At 70.5% G+C, this 12703-nt stretch carries 10 protein-coding genes; 7 read left to right on the forward strand and 3 right to left on the reverse strand.

Annotated features, from left to right (window positions below; translation table 11 throughout):
* Positions 1-27 precede the first annotated feature (27 nt).
* On the forward strand, positions 28-597 hold the full coding sequence (locus C4B68_RS25880) for a DUF6328 family protein (protein ID WP_099499405.1): 570 nt from the start codon (positions 28-30) through the stop codon (positions 595-597).
* Between the two features lie 92 nt (positions 598-689).
* On the opposite strand, the gene C4B68_RS25885 is transcribed toward C4B68_RS25880, so the two are convergent.
* Together C4B68_RS25885 and C4B68_RS25890 are read right to left on the reverse strand one after the other, a co-directional pair.
* The gene (locus tag C4B68_RS25885; RefSeq protein WP_099499404.1) at positions 690-1625 is read right to left on the reverse strand and encodes a bifunctional helix-turn-helix transcriptional regulator/GNAT family N-acetyltransferase; all 936 of its coding nucleotides are present in this window, start codon (positions 1623-1625) and stop codon (positions 690-692) included.
* 263 nt (positions 1626-1888) lie between these two features.
* Positions 1889-2938 carry a LacI family DNA-binding transcriptional regulator gene (locus tag C4B68_RS25890; protein ID WP_099499403.1) on the reverse strand — a complete coding sequence of 350 codons (1050 nt, stop codon included), beginning with the start codon at positions 2936-2938 and terminating at the stop codon, positions 1889-1891.
* A 293-nt stretch (positions 2939-3231) separates the two neighbouring features.
* Between C4B68_RS25890 and C4B68_RS25895 the strand changes: the two genes are divergently transcribed.
* The 4 genes from C4B68_RS25895 to C4B68_RS25910 all read left to right on the forward strand — a co-directional run bounded on the left by C4B68_RS25895 (position 3232) and on the right by C4B68_RS25910 (position 7146).
* Positions 3232-4383 (forward strand): Gfo/Idh/MocA family protein, encoded by a 1152-nt coding sequence (locus C4B68_RS25895; RefSeq protein ID WP_099499402.1) that lies wholly within the window; start codon positions 3232-3234, stop codon positions 4381-4383.
* Positions 4380-5534, forward strand: a complete 1155-nt coding sequence (locus tag C4B68_RS25900) for a dihydrodipicolinate synthase family protein (protein ID WP_099499401.1) — start codon at positions 4380-4382, stop codon at positions 5532-5534. Before C4B68_RS25895 ends, C4B68_RS25900 begins: the two co-directional genes overlap by 4 nt.
* 32 nt (positions 5535-5566) lie before the next feature.
* Positions 5567-6367 carry a sugar phosphate isomerase/epimerase family protein gene (locus C4B68_RS25905; protein WP_099499526.1) on the forward strand — a complete coding sequence of 267 codons (801 nt, stop codon included), beginning with the start codon at positions 5567-5569 and terminating at the stop codon, positions 6365-6367.
* 254 nt (positions 6368-6621) lie between these two features.
* A complete protein-coding gene (locus C4B68_RS25910) occupies positions 6622-7146 on the forward strand; it encodes an RNA-guided endonuclease TnpB family protein (protein WP_240634469.1) in 525 nt (174 codons plus the stop codon).
* A 292-nt stretch (positions 7147-7438) separates the two neighbouring features.
* Here the strand turns inward: C4B68_RS25910 and C4B68_RS25915 are convergent, their stop codons facing one another.
* Positions 7439-8383 (reverse strand): DUF5996 family protein, encoded by a 945-nt coding sequence (locus tag C4B68_RS25915; protein WP_099499400.1) that lies wholly within the window; start codon positions 8381-8383, stop codon positions 7439-7441.
* A 210-nt stretch (positions 8384-8593) separates the two neighbouring features.
* Here C4B68_RS25915 and recD2 point away from each other — a divergent pair, with 210 nt between their 5' ends.
* Positions 8594-10888: an SF1B family DNA helicase RecD2 gene (gene recD2, locus C4B68_RS25920; protein WP_099499399.1), complete on the forward strand. Its 2295-nt coding sequence runs from the start codon at positions 8594-8596 to the stop codon at positions 10886-10888.
* Positions 10889-11213: 325 nt separating this feature from the next.
* Positions 11214-12503, forward strand: a complete 1290-nt coding sequence (locus tag C4B68_RS25925; RefSeq protein ID WP_099499398.1) for a citrate synthase — start codon at positions 11214-11216, stop codon at positions 12501-12503.
* The last annotated feature ends 200 nt before the right edge of the window (positions 12504-12703 follow it).

Consider the following 12703-nt stretch of genomic DNA (forward strand, 5'->3'; position numbering starts at 1 on the left):
TATTCGATCCGTCAGGAGGCGAACCCCATGGCGAATCCCATGGCGAACACCGTCGTGAACCCCATCGAGAACCCCATGGAGAACACCCAGCACCGCCCTCTGCTCGACGTCCCGGCCCTGCCCGCGCACCAGGAGTCCCGGGTGCAGCGGCTCGACCGGGCGTACGCGGAGATCCTCCAGGAGGTGCGCATCGCCCAGTGCGGGATCCAGATCCTCTTCGCGTCGCTGCTCTACCTCGGGGTGACTCCGGCGTTCACCGGGAGCACGTTCCTCGAGCGGTGCGTCTACTGTGTGTCGCTCGCCTGCTCGATCGGGGCGGCCGGCACGCTGCTGGCGCCCGCCGCCCTGCACCGCTTCATGTGTGGGCACCGCCTGAAGGGCGAACTCGTCACCTCCGCCCACCGCTGTCTGGTCGCGGGCCTGACCTTCCTGGCGCTGGCCATCAGCTCGGCGCTCATGCTGATCCTGGAACTGGCGCTCGGCGCCTTCGCGGCCGTCGTCGGCGGGGGCGCCGCGCTGGCCTGGTTCGTCCTGCTCTGGGGCCTGGGCCCGCTCCGCGCCCGTAACCGCGCCGACGCGGCCCGGCTGGCCGCCTGATCAACTCGGTGGCGGAGACCCGCAGTTGGCCGCGCACGTCGGCGAGCGACGGGTCTCCGAGCCCGTCCGCACGGCCGTGAAGGCCGGCTTCGTCAGTCCTCCCGTGCGCCGTGCAGGTCCACGCGCCAGTCCTGGCCGACGAGGTCCGCGCCGAACGAGCGGTGCGGTTTCTCGGAGACGAGGACGAAGCCATGGCGCTGGTAGATGCGGCGGGCGGCGGTCAGGACGTCGTTGGTCCACAGGACGAGTTCCCGATAGCCGACGCCGCGCGCGAAGTCGACGACGGAGGCGACCAGCCGGTCGCCGATGCCCAGCCCGCGCGCGTCCGGCTCGACGAGGAGCAGACGGAGCCGGGCGGTGCCGGGGACATCGTCCCGTACGCACATCACGGATCCCACGGGCCGCCCGTCGAGCTCGGCGATCCACACCCGCTCCAGATGCGGATCGTGATCCTCGGCGAAGTCGGCGACGATCCTCGCGACCAGGCCCTCGTAGTCGGTGTTCCACCCGTACTCGGCCGCGTACAGCGCGGCGTTGCGCTGCACGATCCAGCCGAGGTCACCGGGGCCGGGCTCGCGCAGCACGACGTCCTCGGGGCGCGGGGACCGGCGCTCACTGAGGATCGTCCGCACCGTGTGCATCGCCTCCGCGAGCCGCTTCCGCTCGGCGGGGGCCACGGAGGCGAGCAGCGAACCCACGGTGTCCCGCGCACGCTCGTCGAGCAGGTCGGCGGCGTCCCGGCCCCGCGCGGTGAGCGTGATCCGGCGGCGGCGCGGGTCCTTCTCGGACGGGCCCCGCTCGACCAGACCGTCCTGCTCGAACTTGTTGAGGATGCGGCTCAAGTACCCCGAGTCCAGGGAGAGTTCGGTGCGCAGGTCCACCGCGTCCGTACGCGGGGAGTGCGCGAGCTCATAGAGCACGCGGGACTCGGTGAGGGTGTAGGGGGCGTAGAGGTGCCGGCCGTAGTCGAGCGCGCCGATCATGTTCGTATAGAAGCGGTTGAAGGAGCGGATGTCCTGGACGGTCATGATGGCCCCGGATGGTTGACGCAGTCAGAGATATCGCTCCTCCGAGGATAGAGCGGACCTTCGCGCCCCGCCTATCCCTCGTGGCTGACCGGTGGACGCACCCCTGCCCGCCCGCGGCGGCGGGGGCGACGGGGGCGGGGCAACGGCGAGGGGGGTGGCGGGGGTCGCGGAGGCGGGCTCGAACGTGCGCGGCACACCGGCGCCGTGAAGGGCGGCCCCCGCACCGACGCCGCCGGCCGGTTGCCGTTCGGGCGACGGCGGGTTCACACCCGCGGCGCCCCCGTGGACCCCCGCACCATCAACTCCCCCCGCACCGTGGCGATCCCACCCGGCGGCGGCTCTTCGCGACCCATGGCGATCCGCCCGGCGCGGGCGCCTGCCTCGGAGAGAGGGAGCCGCACGGTGGTGAGGGCAGGCACCGCGTCGATGCTGAAGGGCAGGTCGTCGAACCCGGCTACGGACACGTCGTCGGGGATGCGCAGCCCGGAGTCCCGCAGGGCGGCGCACGCGCCGAGTGCCACCGTGTCGTTCGCGGCGACGACGGCCGTCAACGACGGGTCGCGGCGCAGGAGTTCGAGCGTGGTCTCGTAGCCGGAACGGCGGTCGTAGCGGCCGTGCACCGTCCACCGCGGATCGTCGTCGATCCCGTGCGCGGCCAGTGCGGCGCGGTGGCCTTCCAGACGGTGCCGCGTCGTCGTCCGCTCCTCGGGCCCCGCGATGTAACCGAGCCGCCGGTGCCCGAGCCCGATCAGGTGCTCGGTGAGCTGCCGTCCGCCGCCGCGGTTGTCGAAGGTGAGCGCGATCGCCTCGGCGGCCTCGGGCGCGGGCGGGCGCCCGCACAGGACGACCCGGGTCCCCGCCTCGGCCAGCTTGCGCAGCTTCGCGGCGACGGCAGAGGCGTGCGCGTTGTCCTCGACGGCGCCTCCGGTGAGGACGACCGCGGCGGCGCGCTGGCGCTGGAGGAGCGTGAGGTAGGTGAGTTCGCGCTCCGGGGAGCCGCCGGTGTTGCACACGACTCCGAGCCGTTCCCCGCCCGCGCGGCCCCCGGGGCCGCCGATCTCCGACTGGATCGCGGCCGCCATGATTCCGAAGAACGGGTCGGCGATGTCGTTGACGAGGATGCCGACTAGGTCGGACGTCGCCGCGGCAAGTGAGCTCGCCGGGCCGTTCAGGACGTAGTCCAACTCGTCCACGGCCCGCAGCACCCGCTCACGGGTGGAGGCGGCCACGGGGTAGTTCCCGTTCAGCACGCGCGACACCGTCGCGGGCGAGACCTGGGCACGCGCCGCCACGTCCGCCAGGGTCACGGTCATCTCGTCGTCCTCCGGTCACGGTCACGCATCTCGTCGCACCTCGTCGTACCTCGCACGGACCATCTCCCCAGGGGCCCCGCCCCCGCAGGCCCGCGCCACGCCCGTGCAGACCATACGGCCATCAGCCCCCGTTGTTCGCCCCCTCGAACAACTCGTCATCGTCACGGTCTTGTCCGACAGCTGATCAGAGGCTAGTTTCTTGCGCATAGAAAGCGCTTGCCGTCACGCTCGCCAGTGGAGCCAGAGCCCGGTGGAGCACACGCGGCGCGCACCCCGCGTACGGAGGGAATGACGTGACACGCGAGACGGTGCGTATCGCCATGAACGGCGTGACGGGACGCATGGGCCACCGCCCGCACCTCGTCCGCTCGATCCTCGCCCTGCGCGACGAGGGCGGCCTCGACCTGGGCGACGGCACCGTGCTGTGGCCCGAACCCGTGCTCGTCGGCCGCCGCGGACACGCCCTGAGGGCGCTCGCCGAGCAGCACGGCCTGGAGCACTGGTCGACCGACCTGGACGCCGTCCTGGCCGACCCGGCCGTCGGCATCTACTTCGACGCGCAGGTCACCTCGGCCCGCGAGGAGGCGATCAAGAAGGCCATCGCGGCGGGCAAGCACATCTACACCGAGAAGCCGACGGCGACGAGCCTGGACGGCGCCCTGGAACTGGCCCGCCTGGCGGCCGAGAAGGGGGTGCGGCACGGCGTCGTCCAGGACAAGCTCTTCCTCCCCGGCCTGCGCAAGCTCAAGCGCCTCGTCGACGGCGGCTTCTTCGGCCGGATCCTGTCCATCCGCGGGGAGTTCGGCTACTGGGTCTTCGAGGGCGACTGGCAGCCGGCCCAGCGCCCCTCCTGGAACTACCGCGCCGAGGACGGCGGCGGCATCGTCCTCGACATGTTCCCGCACTGGGAGTACGTCCTGCACGAACTGTTCGGCCGCGTCACCTCCGTCCAGGCGCTCACCGCCACCCACATCCCGCAGCGCTGGGACGAGCGGGGCAAGCCGTACGACGCCACGGCCGACGACGCCGCGTACGGCGTCTTCGAGCTCGCAGGGGGCGCGATCGCCCAGATCAACTCGTCGTGGGCGGTGCGCGTGAACCGCGACGAGCTGGTGGAGTTCCAGGTGGACGGCACGGAGGGCTCGGCCGTGGCCGGCCTGCGCACCTGCCGCGTCCAGCACCGGTCCGCGACCCCGAAGCCGGTCTGGGACCCGGACTTCCCGGCGGCGTACTCCTTCCGCGACCAGTGGCAGGAGGTCCCGGACAACGCGGACTTCGGCAACGCCTTCAAGGCCCAGTGGGAGCTGTTCCTGCGGCACGTCTACGCCGGCGCGCCCTACCACTGGGACCTGCTGGCCGGCGCCCGCGGCGTCCAGCTCGCCGAACTGGGCCTGAAGTCCGCGGCGCAGGGCCGCCGTCTCGACCTACCGGAGATCGCGCTGTGACCCTCCAACTCCCGGACGCGCGCGGCCGTGTGCGGTCCTACGAGCCGCGCACCGAGCCCCTCGCCTTCGCAGCCGGCGCCCCCTTCACCTCCCGTACGGTCTTCGCGGCCGCGCACGTGGTCGCCGACCCGTACGCGGACGTGTCCCCCGACGCGCCCGCCGCCGTCGACTGGGACGCGACCCTCGCCTTCCGCCGCCACCTGTGGTCGCACGGGCTGGGTGTCGCCGAGGCGATGGACACCGCCCAGCGGGGCATGGGTCTGGACTGGGCGGGCGCGGCGGAGCTGATCCGCCGGTCCGCGGCGGAGGCCGAGGCGGTCGGCGGCCGTATCGCCTGCGGCGTCGGCACGGACCAGCTCGCCGGCCCGGCCCGCCTGGAGGAGATCCGCACGGCGTACGAGGAGCAGCTGGCCGTCGTCGAGGAGTCGGGTGCCCAGGCGATCCTGATGGCCTCGCGCGCGCTGGCCGCGGCCGCCAGGCGCCCCCAGGACTACCTGGAGGTGTACGGCCATCTGCTCCGGCAGTCCGCCGAGCCCGTGATCCTGCACTGGCTCGGCCCGATGTTCGACCCGGCGCTGGAGGGCTACTGGGGGTCGAGCGACCTGGACGCGGCGACGGACACCTTCCTGGAGGTCATCGCCGCCCACCCCGGCAAAGTGGACGGCATCAAGGTGTCGCTGCTGGACGCCCGGCGCGAGACCGGCATCCGCCGCCGCCTCACAGACGGCGTCCGCTGCTACACGGGCGACGACTTCCACTACCCCGAGCTGATCGCGGGTGACGAGCAGGGCTTCAGCCACGCGCTGCTCGGCGTCTTCGACCCGCTGGGCCCGCTGGCGGCGGAGGCGGTACGGGTCCTGGACACGGGCGATGCGAAGGGCTTCCGCGAACTCCTCGACCCCACGGTCGAGTTGTCCCGCCACCTCTTCCAGACCCCCACCCGCTTCTACAAGACGGGCGTCGTCTTCCTGGCCTGGCTCGCGGGCCACCAGACACACTTCACGATGGTGGGCGGCCTGCAGTCGGCCCGCTCGCTCCCGCACTTCGCCCGCGCCTACGAACTGGCCGACGGCCTGGGCCTGTTCCCGGATCCCGAACTCGCGGAGGAACGGATGAAGAACCTGCTCGCGATGTACGGGGTGGGCCAGTGAACGCTTCACTGTCCCGCTTCTCCATCAACCAGATGACGGTCAGGCAGTTGTCGCTGCCCGAACTCGCAGAGACCTGCGGCGCGTTGAGCATCGGCAACGTGGGCCTGTGGCGCGAGCCGGTCCAGGCGTACGGCGTGGAGGCGACGGCCAAGCTGGTCCGCGCCGCGGGCCTGACGGTGACGACGCTGTGCCGCGGCGGCTTCTTCACGGCGATCGACCCGGCCGCGCGCGCCAAGGCCCTCGCCGACAACCGCCGGGCGGTCGACGAGGCGGCGACGCTGGGCACGGACACGTTGGTGCTGGTGTCGGGCGGCCTCCCGGCGGGCTCCAGGGACCTGCGCGGCGCGCGGGAGCGGATAGCCGACGCGCTGGGGGAGTTGGGCCCGTACGCGGAATCCCGCGGCGTACGCCTGGCCATCGAGCCGCTGCACCCCATGTACGCGGCCGACCGCTGTGTGGTCTCCACCCTCGCCCAGGCCCTCGACCTCGCGGAACGCTTCCCCGCGCATCAGGTCGGCGTCACGGTGGACACGTACCACATCTGGTGGGACGACACCGCACCGGAGCAGATCGCCCGCGCGGGCTCCGGCGGCCGTATCCACGCCTTCCAACTCGCCGACTGGGTCACCCCGTTGCCGGAGGGTGTCCTCAACGGGCGCGGGCAGATCGGGGACGGCGCGCTCGACCTGCGGGAGTGGAAGGGGTACGTCGAGGCCGCCGGGTACACCGGTCCCATCGAGGTCGAGCTGTTCAACGACGGGCTGTGGGCCCGGGACGGCCGGGAGGTCCTGGCGGAGACCGCGGAGCGTTTCATCGCACACGTGATCCCGTGAGGGGATGCGCACAGGTGCTCCCGTGACGGGATGAGGAAGTGGTCCCGGAAAAAGTCCCGGGGGACCGTGCAACCCTTTCGGCGGGCGGTGGGTCGTACTGGGTGTCAGAACTTCTGGAGGGGGATCTGGGGGGATCGCGGGGGTTCTGACGGTGGAGGGGGGAACCCGAGGGGGCCTGGTCGACGGACCGGGCCCCCTCGAAGCGTGTCACCGCCGGCTGCCGCCGCACGCGTCCTTCGTGGGCCTGGCGCAGAGTGCCCGCAGCGCTGCTGGCGCACTGGTGTGCTCGCAAGCGCGCGGAGCTGCAGAAGAAACAGACCCGCTCGGCCACCCGCCGCGCGGCCCGCCGCGCGAAGAAGGAACAGCGCCATGCCACGCATGTGAACCACCGGATCAGCAAGGAGATTGTGTCCGTTGCGCAACGCACCGGTCGCGGGATCGCCGTCGGGCAGCTGGACGGTATCCGTGAGCGGGTACGGCTTCGACGCGACCAGCGGGGCACCCTCTCCTCCTGGCCCTTCCACCAGCTCGGGCAGCACCTCGCCTATAAAGCCAGACAGGCCGGGGTGCCGTTTCTGGAGGTGGATGCGGCTTACACCTCGCAGCGCTGTCCGCGCTGCGGGCACACCGAGAAGGCCAACCGGCCCGATCGGGACCATTTTTCCTGTCGTCGATGCGGCCTCTCTGGGCCCGCCGACCACGTCGCCGGGGTCAACGTGCGCGACCGCGCGCGCTCGGCGTGGGCATCCGTCACCATGCCCGTCCCGCTCCTGGCATAGCCGACGGCGGGAGATGCGACCCGTGACCGCCCCGTCGTAGGGGGCAGTCGGGAGCGCGACAAGGTGTGAACGACCGAGTACACAAGCCCGGCCGTTCACGACCGAGAAGGTGACGAGCATGCTCACACGCCCCCACCGCGTACCGCATGGCTTCTTCTGGCCCACGGAACATCGTAGGGAGCGGGTGAGGAAGGAACGGGAAGGGAATCCGGAGAGAGCGAGAGGGGCGGCGGTGGCCGCGCCTCACGCCCGCGGCATCAACCTTGTGGATCAACGGTGTTCGTGCTGGTTGCTAGTGCTCGACGAGCTCGGGCGGTGTCCTGCTCATGTACCAGCCGTCGACACGGGGCCCGACGAGATCGGACGGCCAGCCCGCCGTCTCGACAGCGGCTTCGTAGACGGCGTCACCGAACGCGACGATCGCCTGGTGCGGGTCCGGTGTCTCCCTGAGTTTGTCCCACGGCAGCTGAACCAGACCGGCGTCGGGATGCCAGGCCGCGCCCTCGACACCCCAGGACCGGCCCTCGAGTCCGTCCGGCTGGGGCCAGATGTAGGCGTACATGCCGGCGTTCGGAGCCTTGGCGTCCCCGAAGGAGAATCCCACCGACACATACGCGTCGAGCTGGGCGTTCTGCTGGAACGGCGGAGCGTGGGGCGGCGGCGTGGTGGGCTGCGCCCGCCACCGCGTCGCGGACAGGTCGAACCCGCCCCACATCACACCGACCCGGGGACGGTGTCCCAGGAAGGGTGCCTGCCACGCCTCTAGCCCGTCGGCGGCGAGGTCCAGCGCGGTCCACATCAGCCGGGCCGCATCGCCGTCCCACGTACGTTCGACCTGATCGTCCCTGAAGGTCGGCGGGGCATCCGGAATCTCGCAGATCAACGAGCTGTGCGGCCGGTGTACGCCGAGCTCGGCCGCCGCGGCGCAGAACGACGCGAAGAACGCGGCGACCGACCCCTTGGACAAGGGCAGGGTCCGCGAACCGCTGTCGGACTCGATGACCACGTCACCGTCGAGCAGGCGGTAGTGGACCACGAAGGTCACGCCTCCCTGCCGGAATGTCGGCGTACTGAGCCCCCGGGGGGTGACTTCGAGGACGATGTTTCCCCAGCCGACTTCGAAGGGCTCGTCGAGGGTGTACTTGCCCGCGACCTGAACCACGCGGTTCACGTAGTCGATCATGGGCGCCAGGTCCTTGTAGACCAGCGCCGGCCATGTATGCAGACGTTCGCTCACGGAGAGCCTCCCAGCGTGTCGAGGGGATCAGCGGGAGGGGACGCCGGGCGCCACGGCCGCTCCCCCATGCTGTTATGGGCGGGCCTCGGACACCGAAGTGTGATCCAGCGCCCATTTTCGCACGCGGGTCACGGCCCTGCCCGCTCGGTGGCGTGACGAGGTTGTCCACCGGCCGGCCGCGATGTCGGACCTGGCCTGTAGCGTCGGATCATGTCCAATCAGGCAGGCAACCGGCAGGTGAACCTGGCGGTGGTGGAAGGGGTCCTGGAGCGGATCACGTACGCCAACGAGGAGAACGGCTACACGGTCGCCCGCGTCGACACCGGACGAGGAGGCGGTGACCTGCTCACGGTCGTGGGTGCGCTGCTCGGCGCCCAGGTCGGCGAGTCCCTGCGCATGGAGGGCCGCTGGGGCTCCCACCCGCAGTACGGCAAGCAGTTCACCGTCGAGAACTACACGACCGTCCTGCCGGCCACCGTCCAGGGCATCCGCCGCTATCTCGGCTCCGGCCTGGTCAAGGGCATCGGCCCGGTCTTCGCCGACCGCATCACCCAGCACTTCGGCCTGGACACCCTGCAGATCATCGAGGAGGAGCCCAAGCGGCTCATCGAGGTCCCGGGCCTCGGCCCCAAGCGCACCAAGAAGATCGCCGACGCCTGGGAGGAGCAGAAGGCGATCAAGGAGGTCATGCTCTTCCTCCAGACGGTCGAGGTGTCGACGTCCATCGCGGTCCGCATCTACAAGAAGTACGGCGACGCTTCGATCTCCGTGGTCAAGAACCAGCCCTACCGCCTCGCGGCCGACGTCTGGGGCATCGGCTTCCTCACCGCCGACAAGATCGCCCAGTCCGTCGGCATCCCGCACGACAGCCCGGAGCGCGTCAAGGCCGGTCTTCAGTACGCCCTTTCGCAGTCGGCCGACCAGGGCCACTGCTTTCTCCCGGAGGAGCGGCTGATCGCGGACGCGGTGAAGCTGCTGCAGGTTGACACCGGTCTGGTCATCGAGTGCCTCGCGGAGCTGGCGGAGCCCGGCGAGGACGGCTCCGAGCCCGGTGTCGTCCGGGAGAAGGTGCCCGGCCCCGACGGTGGCGCTGCCCCCGTGACCGCGATCTACCTCGTCCCCTTCCACCGCGCCGAACTCTCCCTATCCGCCCAGCTGTTGCGTCTCCTGCGCACCGGCGAGGACCGGATGCCCGGCTTCCGCGACGTGGCCTGGGACAAGGCGCTGGCGTGGCTGAAGGGGCGTACGGGCGCGGAGCTGGCGGCGGCGCAGGAGGAGGCCGTCCGGCTCGCGCTCACCCAGAAGGTCGCCGTGCTCACCGGCGGCCCCGGCTGCGGCAAGTCGTTCACGGTCCGCTCGATCGTGGAACTGGCGCGCGCGAAGCGGGCGAAGGTCGTCCTGGCCGCCCCCACGGGCCGCGCGGCCAAGCGCCTCGCCGAGCTGACCGGCGCCGAGGCCTCCACCGTGCACCGGCTCCTGGAGCTCAAGCCGGGCGGCGACGCGGCGTACGACAAGGACCGTCCGCTGGACGCCGACCTGGTGGTCGTGGACGAGGCCTCCATGCTCGACCTCCTCCTCGCCAACAAGCTGGTGAAGGCGGTGCCCCCGGGCGCCCACCTCCTCTTCGTGGGAGACGTCGACCAGCTCCCCAGCGTCGGCGCGGGCGAGGTCCTCAGAGACCTGCTCGCCGACGGGGGCCCCATCCCCTCCGTCCGCCTGACCCAGGTCTTCCGCCAGGCCCAGCAGTCGGGGGTGGTGACGAACGCGCACCGGATCAACTCCGGGCAGCACCCCGTCACCGACGGCATGAAGGACTTCTTCCTCTTCGTCGAGGACGACACCGAGGAGGCGGGACGGCTCACGGTGGACGTGGCGGCGCGGCGGATCCCGGCCAAGTTCGGGCTCGACCCGCGCCGGGACGTCCAGGTCCTGGCACCCATGCACCGGGGCCCGGCAGGCGCCGGCAACCTCAACGGCCTGCTCCAGCAGGCGATCACGCCCGGCCGCCCGGACCTCGCCGAGAAGCGCTTCGGCGGCCGCGTCTTCCGCGTCGGCGACAAGGTCACCCAGATTCGCAACAATTACGAGAAGGGCGAGAACGGCGTCTTCAACGGCACCGTGGGCGTCGTCACCTCGCTCGATCCCGTCGAACAGCGCCTGACGGTCCTGACGGACGAGGACGAGGAGGTGCCGTACGACTTCGACGAACTCGACGAGCTGGCCCACGCGTACGCGGTGACCATCCACCGCTCCCAGGGCAGCGAATACTCGGCGGTGGTGATCCCCGTCACCACGGGCGCGTGGATGATGCTCCAGCGCAATCTGCTCTATACGGCCGTCACCCGCGCCAAGAAGCTGGTCGTCCTCGTGGGCTCCCGCAAGGCCATCGGCCAGGCGGTGCGCACGGTGTCGGCGGGCAGGCGGTGCACGGCCCTGGACTTCCGCCTCTCCGGCTCCCGCCCGACGGCGGAGACCACTGCCGACACCCCGGCCCGGTCTGCCTGACGGAACGGCCGTCGGCCGGCTCGATCGGCGGCCACGATCGGGTGGTTCACGTGGCGCCGCCGCCCCGCCCCGGCGCCGCCAAGTCGCCTGGGCCAGGGGGCCCGACCCCCGGCATCACAAAAAATGATCGATCAAATGAGTCGCAAAGGTCACACAGCACTTCCGGATCCAGGGCGAAGGGGGGCAGGATGAGCAGCCTGGCGGCACTCAGTGCCGCCAACGGGCCCAATGGTCGACCCCGAGTGCACTCTCCAGGGCCAAATGGGGGATGGTAGAGACAGTCAGGGCACCTCAAAGAAGAGGCACAACGTCGGTGAGGGATGACGTGAGCGACAACTCTGTAGTACTGCGGTACGGCGATGGCGAGTACACCTACCCGGTGATCGACAGCACCGTAGGCGACAAGGGCTTCGACATCGGGAAGCTGCGCGCCCAGACCGGGCTGGTGACTCTGGACAGCGGGTACGGCAACACTGCCGCCTATAAATCCGCTATCACCTACCTCGACGGTGAGCAGGGCATCCTCCGGTACCGCGGCTACCCGATCGAGCAGCTGGCCGAGCGCTCCACCTTCCTTGAGGTGGCGTACCTCCTGATCAACGGCGAACTGCCGAACGTCGACGAGCTCTCCGCCTTCAAGGGCGAGATCACGCAGCACACCCTGCTGCACGAGGACGTCAAGCGCTTCTTCCAGGGCTTCCCCCGCGACGCCCACCCGATGGCGATGCTGTCGTCGGTGGTCAGCGCCCTGTCGACGTTCTACCAGGACAGCCACAACCCGTTCGACGAGAAGCAGCGTCACCTCTCCACGATCCGCCTTCTCGCCAAGCTTCCGACGATCGCGGCGTACGCCTACAAGAAGTCGATCGGCCACCCCTTCGTCTACCCGCGCAACGACCTCGGGTACGTCGAGAACTTCCTGCGCATGACCTTCTCGGTCCCCGCCCAGGAGTACGAGCTGGACCCGGTCGTCGTCGCCGCGCTCGACAAGCTCCTGATCCTGCACGCGGACCACGAGCAGAACTGTTCGACCTCGACGGTCCGCCTGGTCGGCTCCTCGCAGGCGAACATGTTCGCCTCGATCTCCGCCGGTATCTCCGCCCTCTGGGGCCCGCTGCACGGCGGCGCCAACCAGTCCGTCCTGGAGATGCTGGAGGGCATCCAGGCCTCCGGCGGCGACGTCGACTCCTTCATCCGCAAGGTGAAGAACAAGGAGGACGGCGTCCGCCTGATGGGCTTCGGCCACCGCGTCTACAAGAACTTCGACCCCCGGGCGAAGATCATCAAGGCGGCCGCGCACGACGTCCTCTCCGCGCTCGGCAAGTCCGACGAGCTGCTGGACATCGCGCTCAAGCTGGAGGAGCACGCGCTCTCCGACGACTACTTCGTCTCGCGCAGCCTGTACCCGAACGTCGACTTCTACACCGGCCTGATCTACCGCGCCATGGGCTTCCCGACCGAGATGTTCACGGTCCTCTTCGCCCTCGGCCGCCTCCCGGGCTGGATCGCCCAGTGGCACGAGATGATCAAGGAGCCCGGCTCCCGCATCGGCCGCCCGCGCCAGATCTACACGGGTGAGGTCCTGCGCGACTTCGTCCCGGTCGAGTCGCGCTGAGCCCCGTACGCAAGGCCCGCTGAGCTTCGTACCTGAGGCTTGGCGAGCCCCGTACGCCGGCACAGAACGAGCCCCGTACACCAGCACAAAAGTAACGAGCCCCGTACACCAGCACAAAAATACGGAAAGCGCCCTGCCACCGGTCCCCCCACGGGCCGACAGTCAGGGCGCTTTCCTTGTCCCGGTGCGGATTCCCCCCA

This window comes from Streptomyces dengpaensis (genome assembly GCF_002946835.1).
Taxonomy (GTDB): Bacteria; Actinomycetota; Actinomycetes; order Streptomycetales; family Streptomycetaceae; genus Streptomyces; species Streptomyces dengpaensis.

Bases quoted from the DNA above. Each gene is read 5' to 3' on its own strand.
- C4B68_RS25880 (WP_099499405.1), top strand. From the start codon at position 28: ATGGCGAATCCCATGGCGAACACCGTCGTGAACCCCATCGAGAACCCC.
- C4B68_RS25885 (WP_099499404.1), bottom strand. From the start codon at position 1,625: ATGACCGTCCAGGACATCCGCTCCTTCAACCGCTTCTATACGAACATG.
- C4B68_RS25890 (WP_099499403.1), bottom strand. From the start codon at position 2,938: ATGACCGTGACCCTGGCGGACGTGGCGGCGCGTGCCCAGGTCTCGCCC.
- C4B68_RS25905 (WP_099499526.1), top strand. From the start codon at position 5,567: ATGACGGTCAGGCAGTTGTCGCTGCCCGAACTCGCAGAGACCTGCGGC.
- recD2 (WP_099499399.1), top strand. From the start codon at position 8,594: ATGTCCAATCAGGCAGGCAACCGGCAGGTGAACCTGGCGGTGGTGGAA.